The sequence below is a fragment of the Pseudomonas sp. GL_091 genome (genome assembly GCF_057837725.1).
On record NZ_CM174451.1, the window covers coordinates 6,869,778 to 6,887,631 of the forward strand.

General features: G+C 60.2%; 15 protein-coding genes. 8 read left to right on the forward strand and 7 right to left on the reverse strand.

Translation table 11 applies throughout. The annotated features are described in order from the left end of the window. Positions 1-210: 210 nt before the first annotated feature. The gene (locus tag AC3ITY_RS31365; RefSeq protein WP_223455485.1) at positions 211-1,551 is read right to left on the reverse strand and encodes an OprD family outer membrane porin; all 1,341 of its coding nucleotides are present in this window, start codon (positions 1,549-1,551) and stop codon (positions 211-213) included. Positions 1,552-1,915: 364 nt separating this feature from the next. Here AC3ITY_RS31365 and tauA point away from each other — a divergent pair, with 364 nt between their 5' ends. Then, positions 1,916-2,905, forward strand: a complete 990-nt coding sequence (gene tauA / locus AC3ITY_RS31370; protein WP_489306734.1) for a taurine ABC transporter substrate-binding protein — start codon at positions 1,916-1,918, stop codon at positions 2,903-2,905. 57 nt (positions 2,906-2,962) lie between these two features. Here the strand turns inward: tauA and argA are convergent, their stop codons facing one another. Then, complete coding sequence (argA, locus tag AC3ITY_RS31375; RefSeq protein ID WP_489306735.1) at positions 2,963-4,261, reverse strand: amino-acid N-acetyltransferase; 1,299 nt, start codon at positions 4,259-4,261, stop codon at positions 2,963-2,965. Positions 4,262-4,506: 245 nt separating this feature from the next. Then, entirely contained in the window at positions 4,507-5,655 is a 1,149-nt protein-coding gene (gene argE, locus AC3ITY_RS31380) for an acetylornithine deacetylase (protein WP_489306737.1), read from the reverse strand. Between the two features lie 157 nt (positions 5,656-5,812). Here argE and AC3ITY_RS31385 point away from each other — a divergent pair, with 157 nt between their 5' ends. Further along, positions 5,813-7,180 (forward strand): CYTH domain-containing protein, encoded by a 1,368-nt coding sequence (locus tag AC3ITY_RS31385; RefSeq protein WP_489306739.1) that lies wholly within the window; start codon positions 5,813-5,815, stop codon positions 7,178-7,180. Positions 7,181-7,232: 52 nt separating this feature from the next. On the opposite strand, the gene AC3ITY_RS31390 is transcribed toward AC3ITY_RS31385, so the two are convergent. Then, complete coding sequence (locus tag AC3ITY_RS31390) at positions 7,233-7,703, reverse strand: Lrp/AsnC family transcriptional regulator (RefSeq protein WP_007993158.1); 471 nt, start codon at positions 7,701-7,703, stop codon at positions 7,233-7,235. A gap of 126 nt (positions 7,704-7,829) precedes the next feature. On the opposite strand from AC3ITY_RS31390, the gene AC3ITY_RS31395 reads away from it, so the two are divergent. From AC3ITY_RS31395 to AC3ITY_RS31415, 5 genes are all read left to right on the forward strand, one after another. Continuing rightward, the gene (locus tag AC3ITY_RS31395; protein ID WP_489306741.1) at positions 7,830-8,168 is read left to right on the forward strand and encodes a hypothetical protein; all 339 of its coding nucleotides are present in this window, start codon (positions 7,830-7,832) and stop codon (positions 8,166-8,168) included. A 90-nt stretch (positions 8,169-8,258) separates the two neighbouring features. Beyond that, positions 8,259-10,043, forward strand: a complete 1,785-nt coding sequence (gene tfpB, locus AC3ITY_RS31400; protein ID WP_489306742.1) for a type IV pilus assembly ATPase TfpB — start codon at positions 8,259-8,261, stop codon at positions 10,041-10,043. An 84-nt stretch (positions 10,044-10,127) separates the two neighbouring features. Further along, a complete protein-coding gene (locus tag AC3ITY_RS31405) occupies positions 10,128-11,048 on the forward strand; it encodes an SPFH domain-containing protein (RefSeq protein ID WP_223455471.1) in 921 nt (306 codons plus the stop codon). An 8-nt stretch (positions 11,049-11,056) separates the two neighbouring features. Continuing rightward, positions 11,057-11,506 (forward strand): NfeD family protein, encoded by a 450-nt coding sequence (locus tag AC3ITY_RS31410; RefSeq protein WP_489306745.1) that lies wholly within the window; start codon positions 11,057-11,059, stop codon positions 11,504-11,506. Positions 11,507-11,574: 68 nt separating this feature from the next. Next, the gene (locus AC3ITY_RS31415; RefSeq protein ID WP_489306747.1) at positions 11,575-11,892 is read left to right on the forward strand and encodes a DUF2388 domain-containing protein; all 318 of its coding nucleotides are present in this window, start codon (positions 11,575-11,577) and stop codon (positions 11,890-11,892) included. Between the two features lie 98 nt (positions 11,893-11,990). On the opposite strand, the gene gcvP is transcribed toward AC3ITY_RS31415, so the two are convergent. Beyond that, positions 11,991-14,864: an aminomethyl-transferring glycine dehydrogenase gene (gene gcvP / locus AC3ITY_RS31420; protein ID WP_489306748.1), complete on the reverse strand. Its 2,874-nt coding sequence runs from the start codon at positions 14,862-14,864 to the stop codon at positions 11,991-11,993. Between the two features lie 154 nt (positions 14,865-15,018). Between gcvP and AC3ITY_RS31425 the strand changes: the two genes are divergently transcribed. After that, positions 15,019-16,161, forward strand: a complete 1,143-nt coding sequence (locus tag AC3ITY_RS31425) for a DegT/DnrJ/EryC1/StrS family aminotransferase (RefSeq protein WP_489306750.1) — start codon at positions 15,019-15,021, stop codon at positions 16,159-16,161. A gap of 54 nt (positions 16,162-16,215) precedes the next feature. Here the strand turns inward: AC3ITY_RS31425 and gcvH are convergent, their stop codons facing one another. Together gcvH and gcvT are read right to left on the reverse strand one after the other, a co-directional pair. Next, positions 16,216-16,599 (reverse strand): glycine cleavage system protein GcvH, encoded by a 384-nt coding sequence (gcvH, locus tag AC3ITY_RS31430; RefSeq protein WP_489306751.1) that lies wholly within the window; start codon positions 16,597-16,599, stop codon positions 16,216-16,218. Between the two features lie 48 nt (positions 16,600-16,647). Further along, on the reverse strand, positions 16,648-17,730 hold the full coding sequence (gcvT, locus tag AC3ITY_RS31435; protein ID WP_489306752.1) for a glycine cleavage system aminomethyltransferase GcvT: 1,083 nt from the start codon (positions 17,728-17,730) through the stop codon (positions 16,648-16,650). Between the last annotated feature and the right edge of the window lie 124 nt (positions 17,731-17,854).

The following is a 17,854-nucleotide window of genomic DNA, read 5'->3' on the forward strand; positions in this document are numbered from 1 at the left end:
CGGCGGCTAGGCCAATTCCTGAACCTGATCTATTGTCGAGGGACGAAATTGCCAAATCCGAGTTCAGGGATGAGTCTCGGACAGGCGCACTTTAGGGGGTGGATTAAAAAACTAAAAAGAATAAAAAAGAAATATCATCTATGTTTATGGAATATAAAACTCGACACGAAAAAAAGCCCCGCCAACCGACGGGGCTTTTTCTTACGGCAATTACATGAAGCTGTAGGTGTAGTTGAAGATCAGACGGGTCTGGTCTTGATCAAGGGTGCTGGTGTTGCCACGGTAGGTACCGTGACGCAGAGTCGTACCAAACCCTTTCAGTGCGCCCGTTTGAATCACGTAATCAATGCGCGCGTCGGTCTCGTGCTCACTCAGGTCTTTACCAACACCGTTGGTAGCCTTGATGTCCTGGCCATTCAAGTAAGCAATCGAAGCTTTCAAGCCTGGCACGCCCAGGGAGGCGAAGTCATAGGAGTACTGACCGAACGTGGTGTTTTCACCGGCACGGATAAAGCTGCCAACTGTGGCGTCGGTAAACGAGTAGAAGCTCGCGCCGCCGGCACCTTCAGGGTTTCCGTTGCCATCGACAAGGTTGCCTTGGTTCAAGAAAACGAAGCCGCCGTCATCGTTGACACGCTGATGCCCGATCAGGAACGCGTTGCCACCCAGGGTATAGGTGAACATGGCGCTCCAGGTCTTGTTATCGATCTCACCCGGGGTCTTGGCGAAACCGTTGTTGTTGTTGAAACGGAAACCCGGATCGCCGTTCTTGCCGTCGGAGCTGCTATCGAAATAACGGATATCGGTCTTGAACGACTGATTGGCCGCGATCGGGTAGACGTGCACCAGACCGAGGAAGTTCTGCTTGTAGAAGTCTTCCAGGTTCGCATAGTAGTACTGCAGCAAGAGGTCTTTGGTGACCTTCCAGTCAGCACCGCCGTAGAGGAATTTGTTGCTGTCCTGAGTAGCGCCAGCCACAGACAGGCCAGTGGAGTTCGAGGAGGCGCGACCCGACGCGTGCTCCAGCTGACCAAAGTTGAAGGTCACGTTGTCGATTTCTTTGGAGGTGATGGTGCCACCTTCAAAGGTCTGCGGCAGCAGACGGCTGTCGTTCGCGATCAGGATCGGCAGGTTAGGTGCCAGAGCGCCACCCAGGTGGGCTTCAGTCTTCGAGAAGCGCGCCTTGACGTTGCCATCCAGACGACTCCACTCGTCGGCCGCCTCATTGCCATCACTAGGGAAGAATGAGTTGCTGTTACCGGTCGGGTGATGCCCCTTGCCGCCATCCAGGTGGATACCCACCAGAGCCTGGGCGTCGATACCAAAACCTACGGTACCCTGGGTGAAACCGGACAGGTAATCGAACTTCAGACCCTCAGCGGTTTCGCGCTGACGGTTGGCAGGAGTGCTCGCACCTTCACGCATATCGGCGTCGTAATACATGGTCCGGGAACTGATGGACGCCTTGCTGTCTTCCAGGAAACCTGCGGCGCCTGCCTGCTGCGCCAAAACCCCCACGGTCACGGCCAAAGCCAAGGTGGACTTGTTCATTGTGTAGCTCCTCTCGATTCTAATTCTTGTGTTCCTGGTCTCGAGTCGACGCCCGAAATCCTAAGATGCGCGATTAGCGCCAGAGCGTGACCCACAAGTCAATCGTAACCATGTGTGTCTACGACCATAGTCTAATCCCCGGTTTTTTGGTCCCTGCAGGGTCATGAATTCGTCATGAACCTGAAAAGAATTACCCGATTCTTTTCTAATACCGTTTAGGAATTTAGCTCCCCACTCCCTAACCATCCCAGAATAGAAGGTTTGGCTCATAAGCTAATTCCTAATCGGTATTTATTTTCGATTTTTTAGATCGATTAGTTTCTGACGCAATTCGGAAACAAATCCTTTACAGAAAGGCGGCCCCATGACGTCAAAACGTGCACTATCCGGACCAATTGTTACAGTTTGTGTATCGTTCGCAGTTTCTTTCAGCGCTCATGCGGCGAACCTCACCGTCGGCTATCAAACCGGTATCGACCCGAGCAAAGTCCCCCAGGCCGATGGCCTTTATGAAAAAACCATCGGCCAGCCCATCGACTGGCGGCGCTTCAACAGCGGCCCGGAAGTGGTCACGGCGATTGCCTCCGGTGATGTGCAAATCGGCAATCTCGGCTCCAGTCCGCTGGCCGCTGCCGCCTCGCGCAACCTGCCGATTGTCGCGTTCATCGTCTCCGCCCAGATCAATGCCGCCGAAGCGCTGGTGGTGCGCAACGGTAGCGGCATCGAAAAACCGCAAGATCTGATCGGAAAGACCATCGCCACGCCTTTCGTTTCGACTTCCCACTACAGCCTGCTTGGCGCGCTGAAGCACTGGGGCCTGGACAGTTCGAAAGTCAAAGTGGTGAACCTGCAGCCGGCGGAAATCGCGGCAGCCTGGAAGCGTGGTGATATTGATGGCGCGTTTGTCTGGTCGCCGGCGCTCGGGGAAATCCGCAAGAGTGGCAAGACCCTGACCGACGCTGCGCAGGTGGGCCAATGGGGGGCGCCAACCTTTGAGGTCTGGGTGGCGCGCAAGGATTACGCCGAAAAGCACCCAGAGGTGGTGGCCAAATTTGCCAAGGTCACCCTCGACTCTTTTGCTGATTACGCTGCACATAAAGCCAACTGGACAGTCGACTCGGAGCCTGTGCAAAAAATCGCCAAACTGACCGGTGCCAATGCCGTCGATGTGCCCGAGTTACTAGCCGGTTCCGCATTCCCGGATGCCAAGGCGCAACAGAGCACCGCGCTGCTGGACGGCGGCACGGCCAAAGCCATTGGCGAGACGGCGAAATTCTTGAAGGAGCAAGGAAAGGTCGAGACGGTGTTGCCGGATTACTCGCCGTATGTCAGCGCGAAGTTTGTCACTGAGTAATTGCTGAGGGCTGCTGTGCAGCCCATCGCGAGCCTGCTCGCGATGGAAGCGACGCGATTACAGGGCTTTTTCGAAGATCTTCGAATTACGCTGATAGTTGTACAGCGACGCCCGCGCCGACGGCAGACGGTCAACGCTGCTCGGCACAAAACCACGCTCGCGGAACCAGTGCGCGGTGCGGGTGGTGAGGACGAACAAAGTTTTCAACCCCTGAGCCCGTGCGCGGTTTTCAATACGCTCCAGCAGCTCATCGCCGCGACCGCCATGGCGATACTCCGGGTTCACCGCCAGGCACGCCAGCTCACCGGCATCCGAATCGGCAATCTGATACAGCGCCGCGCAGGCGATGATCATACCTTCGCGTTCAACCACACTGAACTGCTCGATTTCGCGCTCCAGCACTTCGCGGGAACGGCGCACCAGGATGCCCTGCTCTTCCAGCGGGCTGATCAAATCCAGCAAACCGCCGACGTCTTCAATGGCCGCTTCGCGTACTACTTCAAACTGCTCCTGGGCCACCAGTGTGCCGCCACCGTCGCGGGTGAACAGCTCGGTCAGCAGTGCACCGTCTTCGGCGTAACTGACGATATGGCTGCGGGCCACGCCGCCACGGCAAGCTTCGGCCGCGGCATCCAGCAATTCTGCCTGATAGTTACTGCCCAGCCGTTGCAGATGCGCCGGCACTTGCTGCGGACGCAGTTCACGCACCAGGCGGCCGTGTTCGTCGATCAGGCCCAGGTCGGCGCCGAACAGCAGCAGCTTGTCCGCGCCCAGGTCGATGGCCGCGCGGGTGGCGACGTCTTCGCACGCCAGATTGAAAATCTCCCCGGTCGGCGAATAACCCAACGGCGACAGCAGCACGATGGAGCGTTCGTCCAGCAGACGATTGATGCCCTTGCGGTCGACCCGGCGCACTTCGCCGGTGTGGTGATAGTCGACGCCTTCAAGCACGCCGATCGGCCGGGCCGTCACCAGGTTGCCGCTGGCCACCCGCAGGCGCGAGCCCTGCATCGGCGACGAAGCCATGTCCATCGACAAGCGAGCCTCAATGGCAATGCGCAGCTGGCCAACCGCGTCGATTACGCACTCCAGGGTCGCGGCATCGGTGATGCGCATGCCGTGGTGGTAGTGCGGGGTCAGGCCACGGGCCGCGAGGCGCGCTTCGATTTGTGGCCGGGAACCGTGAACCAGCACCAGGCGCACGCCCAGGCTGTGCAACAGCACCAGGTCGTGGACGATATTGCCGAAGTTCGGGTGCTCAACGCCGTCGCCGGGCAGCATGACGACAAAGGTGCAATCGCGATGGGCGTTGATGTAAGGCGAAGCGTGACGAAGCCAATTGACGTATTCGGGCATGAACCTGGGCCTGTAATAAATAGCAGCCGAAGAAAGGGCGAAACTGAAAACGCACAGCGGGCTGATGGTTATCGTCGGAACAGGCTTGGCGACACGCGCGCTCTCCTCATGAATACGGGTTTGGGTACCGGCAATTTAACCGCGAAACCTTGTAGGAGCGAGCTTGCTCGCGATGGATATGAGGGCACCGCGTTCATTCAGGCAATACTCGCCATCGTTAACGTCCATCGCGAGCAAGCTCGCTCCTACAGGGGTGTCAGGCAATAGTGTTCGATCAGTTGCCTTAATAGATGCACCGTAGGCTGCAAACGTGACATTTCGAGGTATTCCCCCGGCTGATGGGCGCAGGCGATATCGCCCGGGCCAAGCACCAGCGTTTCGCAGCCAAGGCGCTGAAGATAAGGCGCTTCGGTGCCGAACGCCACTGCTTCGGCGCTATGACCGGTGAGCTTTTCAGCAAGGCGCACCAACTCGGCGTCCTCGGCCTGCTCGAAGGGCGGCACTTCGGGGAACAACGGCGCGTAGGTGATCTTCACCTGATGCCGCTCGGCAACCGGGTTGAGCTTCTGCAGGATCTCTGCACGCAAGACCTTAGGGTCCATGCCGGGCAACGGGCGCAGATCAAACTCCAGCGAACACTGGCCGCAGATGCGGTTGGGGTTGTCGCCGCCATGGATGCAACCGAAATTCATCGTTGGCGTCGGCACGCCAAACTGTGGATTGCGGAATTCGCGCTGCCACAACAGGCGCAGGCCACGCAGTTCACCGATGGCATCGTGCATGGCTTCCAGGGCACTGTGGCCCAGGCGCGGATCGGAGGAATGACCGCTCTGCCCGAGGATGTCGATGCGCTCCATCATGATGCCTTTGTGCATGCGGATCGGCTTGAGCCCGGTCGGCTCGCCGATCACCGCCGCCCGCCCCAGCGGTCGCCCCGCTTCGGCCAGCGCGCGGGCGCCGGACATCGAACTTTCTTCGTCACACGTGGCGAGAATCAGCAACGGCTGTTTGAACGGCTGATCGAGCAGCGGTTTGACCGCCTCGATGGCCAGGGCGAAAAAGCCCTTCATGTCGCAACTGCCCAGGCCAACCCAACGACCGTCGACTTCGGTCAGTTTCAGCGGGTCGGTTTGCCACAGCGCGCCGTCGAACGGCACGGTGTCGCTGTGCCCGGCGAGCACCAGGCCTCCGGGGCCAGAACCAAAACTGGCCAGCAGGTTGAACTTGCCGGGGCTGACCTGCTGGATCTCGCAGGTAAAACCCAACTCACCGAGCCACGTCGCCAGCAGATCGATGACCGGGCGGTTGGTTTGATCGAGACTGGGCTGGGTGCAACTGACCGACGGTGTAGCGATCAACGCAGCGAATTGTTCTTTCATCGACGGCAATGGCATCGCTGACTCCCGGCACCCGAATTGAGGTCCATCATAGAACCAACCGATGGCAGGAATAAACCGTCGCGACGCGGACTAACCTTGAGTCCTGTACACTGCACGACCTTGGCAGCCACACATTCCCCCGGCTGCGCTCCCGATCCTGGATTTTCCGGCCATGCAGAAAGAAACCGAAATCAAACTCCGCGTCAGCCGCGAAACCCTCGCCGCCCTGCGCGAGCACCCGTTACTGAAAAAACGCAACAAAAGTGGCTGGGAACGCCGTGAGTTGATGAACCAGTACTTCGACACCCCAGAGCGCGACCTGGCCCAGGCCAAAGTCGCCCTGCGCCTGCGCAAGGATGGCGAAGAAGTGATTCAGACCCTCAAGACCCGCGGCCAGAGCGTCGCCGGTTTGTCGGTACGTAACGAGTACGACTGGAACCTGCCCAAAGCCAAGCTCGACCTGAAGAAACTCGACGGCGAATGCTGGCCCGAGGAACTGGCCCAGCTCGACAAGAAGACCCTGAAGCCAATCTTCACCACCGACTTCGTCCGCGAACGCGCGGAAATCGCCTGGGGTCGCGGCAAGACCAAAGTGGTCATCGAAGCCGCGCTGGACCTGGGTCACGTCGTGGTCGGCAAGCAGAAAGAAGAAATCTGCGAGCTGGAACTGGAACTGCGCGAAGGCGAGCCGGCAGCCCTGCTGGAACTGGCCGCCGAACTGGCCGAGAAACTGGCCCTGATGCCCTGCGACATCAGCAAGGCCGAGCGCGGTTATCGCCTGTACGACGCCCACAGCTATTCGTTGAGCCTGCCGGCGCCGCAGATCACGGCGGAAACGCCGCTGGACGATGCGTTCGCCGCGCTGAGCTGGCACTTGCTGGGCAGCAGCCAGCGTCTGGCCGAACAGTATCGCTTCAACGGTCACTGGCGCCTGTTGCAGGACTGGGTCGAATGCCTCGCAGAAATGCGCGCGCTGATCAGCAGCCTGGGCCAGGCCGCACCACGTCAGTCGACCCACGATCTGCGTATCGCCCTCGATGCCTTGCTGGAAGACTGGCGCCCGCTGGTACAAGCGGGCCTGGAAGATGAAGACGTGCGCAAAGCCGCGCCCGAGCAGTTCCTCGAAGAACTCGAAGACCCGCGCTGGGGCCTGTTCTCCCTGACCACCTCGCGCTGGCTGCTGGCCCGCACCTGGGCCGCCGACCGCAACACCCGCGGCAATCGCCAGGGCGCTGCGCAACTGGGCAGCTGGTTACCGCGCCTGCTGGGCGAAGAAGCCACTTCGTTGCAACTGCAACGTTACCAGCAACAGCCGGAAGACCTGGCCGAGCAACTGCCGCGCATCGAACGCATCCAGGTCTGGCTGCACCATGCGCGTAACGTGCTGGAGATCCCGGAAATGGATCGCCTGTACGGTGAGCTGAACAAACTGGCGCAACTGGCCAACGAATCGATCACCGATGAAGTCCTGGATGCGCGCAAGCAGCAGGCGATTGCGGTGTATCAGAACCGTGCCTGGAAAATGTTGCTGCGTCTGTAATACCTTGTGGCGAGGGGGCTTGCCCCCTCGCCACAAAGTCCCTCAAGTATCATCAGCGCACCACCGGCAAACTGGTGGTCGACTTGATCTCCGACAACGCCACGATCGAATTCACCTCCTGAATCCCCGGCACCATCGACAGCTTCTCGAAGAAGAAGCGCTCGTACGCCTCGATGTCCGCCGTGACAATCCGCAGCAAGAAATCCACCGCCCCCATCAGCACGTAACACTCCAGCACCTCCGGAAAGCCGCGAATCGCCTCGGTGAATTCGGTGAAGTTCGAACGCCCGTGGGCATTGAGTTTCACCTCCGCGAAGATCTGCGTGTTCAGGCCGATTTTCTTGCGGTCGAGCAAGGTCACCTGACCGCGAATGATGCCCTCCTCCTTCATCCGCTGAATCCGCCGCCAGCACGGCGATTGCGAGAGCCCAACCTGCTCGGCGATCTGTGCGCTGGAAAGCGAAGCATCCTCTTGCAGCAAGGCGAGGATCTTGCGGTCGTAGCTGTCCAATTCGCTTTGCATAAAAAAACCCTTAACCTAGTAACAAGTGAATTGATTGATTCTTCACTTCTGCAATAAAGCCAATCATAGAGAAGAAATACCCGGTACAGGATGTAAATATTTCTCCAATGATTTTGGAGCCTGACCATGCCGTATCTCGAAGCCGTGAACACCCCACCTGCCCGCGCCGATGTCTGGAACGTCGGCAACGCCCATTGCCGGGTTCGCTATCAAATGCTGGCCGAGGCAGAACCGGACCTGCTGTGTCGCGCCCTCAATCTGTTCGCCTTGCAATTGCTCACGCCGGAACAGGTCAACGTGCAGCGCCAGAACGACTGGCTGAGCATCGAGATCGTCATCGACGGTTTGAGCTGGCACCGTGCGCAAGTGATTGCGGAAAAACTTCGTAACCTGATCAGCGTCTGCTCGGTGGAGCTGCAAGAAGCTGATTCCCCATGGGCCGAAGCGGCTCAAGCGGCGGGCTGAAAAACTCCGAAACGGCTTTGTCGGGTAGTGGCCCAGCGGTCAGCCGGGCCACGGCTATCCTTTGCGCACTGTCGTTCAAAAGGAGCCCGCATGTCCGTACATCTCGCCTTTCAGGACCGCTGGCTGGATCTCAATGACCTGCTGCGCGAACTGGTCGCCCAGGGCTTTATCAATCAGGATTCGGCCGAACACGCGCTCAATGCCCGCCGCCGCAACGCCTCCCTTGGCCAGATGCATCCACTGGAGTTCATCGCCAGCCAACAGCTGGACGATCTCAGCCGTCCCGGCAAACCGCTGGACCTCGAGAGCCTGACCCTGTGGCTATCCCGGCAGGCCGGCCAGCCTTACCTGCGCATCGACCCACTGAAAATCAATGTCGCGGCCGTGACCCCGCTGATGTCCTATGCCTTCGCCCAGCGCCACAAGATCCTCGCGGTAGCGATCGACCGCGAGGCGGTCACCGTGGCCAGCGCCCAGCCTTATGTCAGCGGCTGGGAGGCTGACCTGACCCACGTGCTCAAATTGCCGATCAAGCGTGTGGTGGCCAACCCGGTGGACATCCAGCGCTTCAGCGTCGAATTCTTCCGCCTGGCCAAATCGGTCACCGGGGCGAACAGCGCCGACCCGCAAATAAGTACCCTCGGCAATTTCGAACAGCTGCTCAACCTCGGCGCCAGCGATCAGGAGCCGGACGCCAACGACGCACACATCGTCAACATCGTCGACTGGCTGTTCCAGTACGCGTTCCAGCAACGCGCCAGCGACATCCACATCGAGCCCCGGCGCGAGCAAGGCACGGTGCGCTTTCGCATCGACGGTGTGCTGCACAACGTCTATCAATTCCCACCCCAGGTCACCATGGCCATCGTCAGTCGCCTGAAAACCCTGGGGCGCATGAACGTCGCGGAGAAACGCAAACCCCAGGACGGCCGGGTCAAAACCAAGACCCCGGACGGCGGTGAAGTCGAACTGCGTTTATCGACACTGCCCACAGCCTTCGGCGAAAAAATGGTCATGCGGATCTTCGACCCGGAAGTATTGCTCAAGGACTTCGACCAGCTTGGTTTCTCCGCCGACGATCTGCGCCGCTGGCAAGACATGACCCGCCAACCCCACGGCATCATCCTCGTCACCGGGCCGACGGGTTCGGGCAAGACCACCACCCTCTACACCACCCTGAAAAAACTGGCGACGCCGGAGGTCAACCTCTGCACCATCGAAGACCCGATCGAAATGGTCGAGCCGGCGTTCAACCAGATGCAGGTCCAGCACAACATCGACCTGACCTTCGCCGCCGGCGTGCGCGCGCTGATGCGGCAAGACCCGGACATCATCATGATCGGCGAGATCCGCGATCTCGAAACCGCGGAGATGGCGATCCAGGCGGCGCTCACCGGGCACCTGGTGCTGTCGACCCTGCACACCAACGACGCGCCCAGCGCCATCAGCCGCCTGCTGGAACTCGGCGTGCCGCACTACCTGATCAAGGCCACGGTGCTCGGCGTCATGGCCCAGCGACTGGTGCGGACCCTGTGCCCGCACTGCAAGGCGCCGCTGACGCTGGGCGAAGACGACTGGCAAACCCTGACCCGTCCCTGGCAAGCACCCTTGCCGACCAATGCCCAGCGCGCCATCGGTTGCGTGGAATGCCGCGACACCGGTTATCACGGTCGCGCCGGGGTCTACGAAATCATGCAGCTCAGCGACAGCATCAAGGCGCTGATCAGTCCCGACACCGATCTGCTGGCCGTGAGGCGACAGGCATTCAAGGAAGGCATGCGCAGCCTGCGGCTGTCAGGAGCGCAAAAGGTCGCTGCCGGGCTGACGACCATCGAGGAGGTTCTGCGCGTGACACCCCAGAGCGAGCAGAGCTGAGCCCGGCTGTACTTATCCGGTATCGGCACAGCTACACTCCAGCCATTGAAACTCCACAGATCCACACATCAACAAGGAATCGTTATGCAGATCGGTAGTGTGCTTTTGCTTTTTGTCGGCCTGGTGGTCGCCATTCTGTTCATGGGTTTCAAGGTCGTGCCCCAGGGCTTTGAATGGACCGTCGAGCGTTTCGGTCGCTACACCAACACGCTCAAGCCAGGGCTGAACGTCATCATTCCGGTCATGGACCGGATCGGGCGCAAGATGAATGTGATGGAAAGCGTGCTGGATATTCCGCCGCAGGAAGTCATCACCTCCGACAACGCTACGGTGCAAATCGACGCCGTGTGCTTCTTCCAGGTGGTCAACACGGCCCAGGCGGCCTACGAGGTCAACAACCTCGAACACGCCATCCGCAACCTGCTGCAAACCAACATCCGTACGGTACTCGGCTCGATGGAACTCGACGCAATGCTCAGCCAGCGTGACGGCATCAACGAAAAACTGCTGCGCACCGTCGACGAAGCGACCGCACCGTGGGGCATCAAGATCACCCGGATCGAGATCAAGGACATCAGCCCACCCGCCGACCTGATGGCGGCGATGTCGGGGCAGATGAAAGCCGAACGGATCAAGCGTGCACAAATCCTCGAGGCCGAGGGCCTACGCGCCGCAGCGATCCTGACCGCCGAAGGCAAGAAGCAGGCGCAGATCCTCGAAGCAGAAGGCAGTCGCCAGGCCGCATTCCTGGAAGCCGAAGCCCGCGAGCGGCAAGCCGCGGCAGAAGCCCAGGCGACCAAAGTGGTGTCCGAAGCCATCGCCAGCGGCAACGTGCAAGCGGTCAATTACTTCGTGGCGCAGAAGTACATCGATGCGCTGGGCAAGCTGGCTTCGGCCAACAACAGCAAAGTGATCCTGATGCCGCTGGAGGCCAGTTCGATGATCGGCGCGGTGGGCGGCATTGGCGAAATCGTCAAGGCCACTTTCGATAACAAGAAAGCCTGAGGCGCGCCATGTGGGCATTTTTGCAGCACCTTTCGTTCTGGGACTGGTTGGCGTTGGGCACGGTGCTGTTGATTCTCGAAGTGTTCGGTGCCGGCGGTTATCTGCTGTGGATCGGCATGGCCGCGGCAGCCGTGGGCGTCTTGACCTTCCTGTTGCCGGGCTTGTCCTGGGAATGGCAGTTTCTGTTGTTCGGCCTGCTGTCGATCACCACCGCGTTGTACTGGTGGCGGCGTCAGCGCACGGCGATGCGTCCGAGTGATCAGCCACACCTGAATCTGCGCGGCCAGGAACTGATCGGCAAAACCTTCGTGGTGCATGAAGCGATTGTCGACGGTCGCGGCAAGATCAAGGTGGCCGACGGCGTGTGGATGGCCCGCGGGCCGGACGCTGCCATTGGCAGCCGCGTACGGGTGGTCGGCCAGCAAGGCGCGATCCTGCTGGTCGAAGCGACGGAATAGGCAACCACGGAACTCGATTGGGGGTTGGCAATCCAACCGCGTAGTCAACCCAGTGGAGTCACCCTGTCATGCGTTTCAAACTTGCTGTCGCTACCGTCGCGCTGTTGTCCCTGCCTGTCGGTTCGGCGATGGCCGATACTTTTTGGCGTAACGTTCTTACCTCCGGTGCAACCACCGGTTCGAGCTATCTGACATCCAAGGATAACAAGCTGGTCGTCGCGGCCCAGGACGACGCCAGCAGCTTCGTCGCCAGTGATGGCAGTATCCGCGGCCCGTACATGGAAGCAGCCATGCAGAAAGTCCGCGCCGACAACCCGGGCCTGCAAGCCACGGATATGGAGCTGGCGAACGCGATCCTGGCAAAGAATGCCGTGGCTTCTGAGTAAGCGTTGCGAATGAAAAATGCCGCTCACTTGAGCGGCATTTTTTTGCCCAGCGAACACAAATCCCATGGTCCCGCAGGAGTTATGCGTTGCCTGGGAGGTCAGCGATAGTCATCCACCGGCACACACGCACAAAACAGGTTCCGGTCCCCATACACATTGTCCACCCGGTTCACCACCGGCCAGTATTTGTGCGCCTTGGTGTGCGCGTCCGGCGTGACCGCTTGCACGATGCTGTACGGCCGCTCCCACACGCCGGTGATATCGGCCAACGTATGCGGCGCACCTTTCAGCGGGTTTTCTTCAGCCGGCCAGTTACCGTTCTGCACCTCGTTGATTTCCGCGCGGATGCTCAGCATCGCTCCGATAAAACGGTCCAGTTCCGCCTTCGACTCACTTTCGGTTGGCTCGACCATCAGCGTCCCCGGCACCGGAAACGACATGGTCGGGGCGTGGAAGCCGTAGTCCATCAGGCGCTTGGCCACGTCCTCTTCGGTAATGCCGGTCAACGCCTTGAGCGGTCGAAGGTCGAGGATACATTCGTGGGCCACCCGCTCATTGCGTCCGGTGTAGAGCACAGGGAAGGCACCGGACAAATGCCGCGCCAGGTAATTCGCGGCGAGGATCGCCACTTCGCTGGCGTCCGCCAATTGCGGCCCCATCATCGCGATGTACATCCAGCTGATCGGCAAAATGCTTGCGCTGCCCCAGGGCGCCGCGCTGACGGCGCCATTTTGCGGGTGCGGCCCGTCGATCGGCACCACCGGATGGTTGGCCACGAACGGCGCCAAATGCGCCCGAACACCAATCGGTCCCATGCCCGGCCCACCGCCACCATGGGGAATGCAGAAGGTCTTGTGCAGGTTCATGTGCGAGACATCGGCGCCAATATCGGCCGGCCGCGCCAACCCGACCTGAGCGTTGAGGTTGGCGCCATCCATGTACACCTGACCGCCGTGCTGGTGGATCACTTCACAGATTTCGCTGATACCTTCCTCATACACCCCGTGGGTCGAAGGGTAGGTCGCCATCAGGCAGGCGAGTTTGTCTGCCGCCTGCGCGGCTTTTTCCTTGAGGTCATCCAGGTCGACGTTGCCCGCCTCGTCACACTCGACGATCACCACGCGCATCCCGGCCATTTGCGCCGACGCGGGATTGGTGCCATGAGCCGACGAAGGAATCAGGCAAATATCGCGGCCGCCCTGTTGCCGGCTCTCATGGTATTTGCGGATCGCCAGCAGTCCGGCGTATTCGCCCTGGGCACCGGAGTTGGGTTGCATGCAGATCGCGTCGAAACCGGTGATCGCACACAACCAGCGCTCCAGTTCTTCGATCATCAGCCCATAACCAGCGGCCTGTTCCTTGGGCACAAATGGATGCAGGTTGGCGAACTGCGGCCAGGTAATCGGGATCATCTCGCTGGTGGCGTTGAGCTTCATGGTGCAGGAGCCCAGCGGGATCATCGATTGATTGAGCGCCAGGTCCTTGTTTTCCAGTTGCTTGAGGTAGCGCAGCATCTCGGTTTCGCTGTGATGGGCGCTGAACACCGGATGGCGCAGATAAGGCGAAGTTCGCGCCAGCCCTTCGGGAATTCCGCCAGGCAAGACTTCGGCATCCAGGTCGTCGATACTGAGCCCGTGATCGGCCCCCAGAAACACGTCGAACAGCTTCGCCACGGTGCCTTCGTCGCAGGCCTCGTCGAGGCTCAAGCCCAGTTGGCCGCGCCCGAGAATGCGCAGGTTGATCTGCGCGGCCCGGGCACTTTCGATGATCGCGGTCTGGGCTCCGCCGACTTCCAGCGTCAGGGTGTCGAAGAAGTGCCGGTTGACCCGGGTGATACCGTTGCGTTCAAGCCCGGCGGCCAGGATGCAGGTCAGCCGATGTACCCGCTGGGCGATCCGCTTGAGCCCTTCGGGGCCGTGGTAGACCGCATAGAAACTGGCGATGTTGGCCAGCAGTACCTGGGCTGTGCAGATGTTGGAGTTGGCCTTCTCCCGGCGGATGTGTTGCTCGCGGGTTTGCAGGGCCATGCGCAGGGCAGTGTTGCCCCGTGCATCTTTCGAAACACCGATGATCCGCCCGGGAATTGCCCGTTTGTATTCATCGCGACTGGCAAAAAATGCCGCATGAGGCCCGCCGTAGCCCATGGGCACGCCAAATCGCTGGGACGATCCGAACACCACATCGGCACCCAGTTCACCCGGCGGGGTCAGCAACAACAGGCTCAGCAAATCCGTGGCGACACAGGCCAGGGCCTGTTGCGCGTGCAGATGATCGATCAGCGGCCGCAGGTCGTGGATTTCACCGTGGGTGTCGGGGTATTGCAGCAACGCGCCGAACACCTGGTGCTGCTTCAAGTTATCCACAGCGTCGACGATCAGCTCGATGCCGAAACCTTCAGCGCGGGTCTGCACCACGGAAATGGTTTGCGGGTGGCAGTTTTCGTCGACAAAGAACAGGTTGCTTTTGGACTTGGCGACCCGCTTGGCCAAGGCCATGGCTTCCGCGGCGGCGGTGGCTTCATCGAGCAGCGAGGCATTGGCCAGCTCCAGGCCGGTCAGGTCGATGGTCAGTTGCTGGAAGTTCAGCAGCGCTTCGAGCCGCCCTTGGGCGATCTCCGGTTGATAGGGGGTGTACGCGGTGTACCAGCCGGGATTTTCCAGCACGTTACGCAGAATGACGGCCGGTGTGAGGGTGCCGTGGTAGCCCATGCCGATCAGGCTGGTCCAGACCTGGTTCTGCTCGGCATAACCGCGCAATTTGGCCAGCGCGGCCTCTTCATCGAGTGCCGGGGGCAGGTCCAGCGCCCGGTTGAGGCGGATGCCCGGCGGCACCGTTTGCTCGATCAATTCGACCCGACTGCCCAGGCCGAGGCTGTCGAGCATCGCCTGTTGCTCGGCGGCGTCGGGTCCGAGGTGGCGGCGCAGAAAGGCATTGGGGTCGCGTAACTGGCTCAGGGACGGCAATTGGGACATGACGGGCTCTCTCTTGACTGGCGCTCGGCGTCGATGCAACACGGTCAAACCAGCATAGCAGTCGATCTTCGCGTGGATGACGTGGCGCGGTCGACCAATCCGGATCATCATGTCCGCCGCCAACTTAATGTCCGCTGATCGGGTGACTGTATCCATGAGCCAACTGCCTTTCCTACCGTTTTCCAAACCCACCATCGATGAAGCCACGATCGCCGCCGTCGGTGATGTATTGCGCTCGGGCTGGATCACCAGCGGCCCCAAGGTCCAGGCCTTCGAAGCGCAGCTTTCGGAGTTTTTTGGCGGGCGCCCGGTGCGCACCTTCAATTCCGGCACCTGCACCATGGAAATCGCCTTGCGTATTGCCGGGGTCGGGCCCGGCGATGAAGTGATCACCACGCCGATTTCCTGGGTGGCCACCGCCAACGTCATCCTGGAAGTCGGCGCCACCCCGGTGTTTGCCGACATCGACCCGGTGACCCGCAATATCGATCTCGGCCAACTGGAAGCAGCGATTACCCCCCGCACCAAAGCCATCATCCCGGTGTACCTCGCCGGGTTGCCGGTGGACATGACGCGTTTGTATGCCCTGGCGAAAAAGCACGGCCTGCGGATCGTCGAAGATGCAGCCCAAGCGTTGGGCTCCAGCTGGAACGGCCAGCGCATTGGATCGACGGGGGATTTCGTGTCCTTCAGTTTCCAGGCGAACAAAAACGTCACCTCATCCGAGGGCGGTTGCCTGGTGCTGAATACGGACGAAGAAGTACGACTGGCAGAGAAATACCGTCTGCAGGGTGTTACCCGCAACGGCTTCGATGGCTTGGACGTCGACGTGCTGGGTGGCAAATTCAACATGACCGACGTCGCCGCAGCCATTGGCCTCGGGCAATTTGCTCATATCGAAACCATCACCGCTCATCGCCGTGACCTGGCCCGGCACTATTTCGCCTGCTTTGGCGAGGATTTCGAAGCGCAGTACGGGGCGCAACTGCCTCCGGCGGATTTCACCCAAAGCAATTGGCATCTGTTCCAGCTGGTATTACCGGAGCGTAAGGATGGCAAACCGGCACGTGCGACCTTCATGGAGCAGATGCAGGCATTGGGTGTCGGGATCGGCTATCACTACCCGCCGATTCACCTGTTGAGCCTGTACCGCGAGCGCGGTTTCAAGGAGGGCATGTTCCCGATCGCTGAGCGGGTCGGTCGGCTGATTGTCTCGCTGCCGATGTTCACGGCGATGAGCAAAGCAGATGTCGAGCGTTCGGTAGCGGCCGTGAAAGCGGTTTTGCGCGACGCCTGAGTCCGCAAATGAAAAAGCCCCGACGGATCGGGGCTTTGGGATGCTGCGTCAGGCTTATTCGCCGATGGCGGCCTTGTAGCCGTCGGCATCCAGCAGTTTTTCCAGCTCGGCGGTGTTGCTTGGCTTGAGCTTGAAGATCCACGCGCCGTACGGATCGGAGTTGAGCAGCTCAGGCTCACCGCTCAGCGCTTCATTGACGGCGATCACTTCACCGCTGATCGGTGCATAAATGTCGGAAGCGGCTTTAACCGACTCAACGACACCCGACTGATCACCGGCAGCAAACACGTTGCCGACTTCAGTCAGCTCAACAAACACCACATCACCCAGCGCTTCCTGCGCGTGATCGCTGATGCCCACGGTGACGGTGCCATCGGCTTCCAGACGTGCCCATTCGTGACTTTCGGCAAAACGCAGGTTGGCAGGGATATCGCTCATGTTCTGTGTCCTCAGGAAATGGTCGGCGGGCATGCCCGCCAGAAAAGGTTAGATCAAGGTTTTGCCGTGGCGTACGAAGGTCGGTTTGACCACCCGGACCGGGTACCATTTGCCACGGATTTCCACTTCAGCGCGGTCGGCAGTTGCCATCGGCACGCGCGCCAGTGCAATCGACTTGCTTAGCGTAGGAGAGAAACTACCACTGGTGATCTCCCCTTCGCCAACATCAGCGATACGAACCACCTGATGAGCACGCAAAACACCGCGCTCCTCAAGGACCAGACCGACCAGTTTGTGCTGCACACCGGCGGCCTTTTCGGCTTCCAGGGCCTTGCGCCCGATGAACTGCCGGGTGGCAGGTTCCCAGGCGATGGTCCAGGTCATATTGGAGGCCAATGGTGAAACATCTTGCTGGATGTCCTGACCGTAAAGGTTCATGCCGGCTTCGACCCGCAAGGTATCCCGCGCGCCAAGGCCGATGGGAGAAATCCCGGCACCGACCAGATCGTTGAAAAAGCCTGGCGCCTGATCGGCCGGCAGAATGATTTCCAGGCCGTCTTCGCCGGTATAACCGGTGCGCGCGATGAACCAGTCACCATCGGGCAGGCCTTCGAAGGGCTTGAGGAGCTGGATCAGGTTGCCGCGGGACTGGCTGACCAGTTCGGCAATTTTTTGCCGGGCGTGGGGGCCCTGGATGGCCAGCATCGCCAATTCGGAACGCTCGCGAAGTTGCACGTCGAAACCGTCGAGATTCGCTTGCATCCAGGCCATGTCCTGATCGCGGGTGGAGGCGTTTACCACCAGGCGATAACCCTCATCGAGACGGTAGACGATCATGTCGTCGACGATCCCGCCCTGCTCGTTGAGCATGGTGCTGTACAACGCACGGCCGGGGCTGTGCAGGCGTTCGACATCATTGGCCAGCAAATGCTGGAGCCAGGCTTTGGCCTGGGAGCCGCCGACATCGATTACGGTCATGTGGGATACATCGAAGACACCGCAATCGCGGCGCACCTGATGGTGTTCCTCGACCTGCGATCCATAATGCAGAGGCATGTCCCAACCGCCAAAATCGACCATCTTCGCGCCGAGTGCGAGATGAAGGTCATACAGAGGCGTACGCTGTCCCATGGGTTTCTCCTTCCGGGCGTGGCGAAGGCGCGGGCAAGTGCTGCACGGACTGAATGCCTTGTAACAAAGGGCGTTCAGCCGATTTCAGCTACCTGGTCTGTCAGACGGACCGCACCGAATGCCG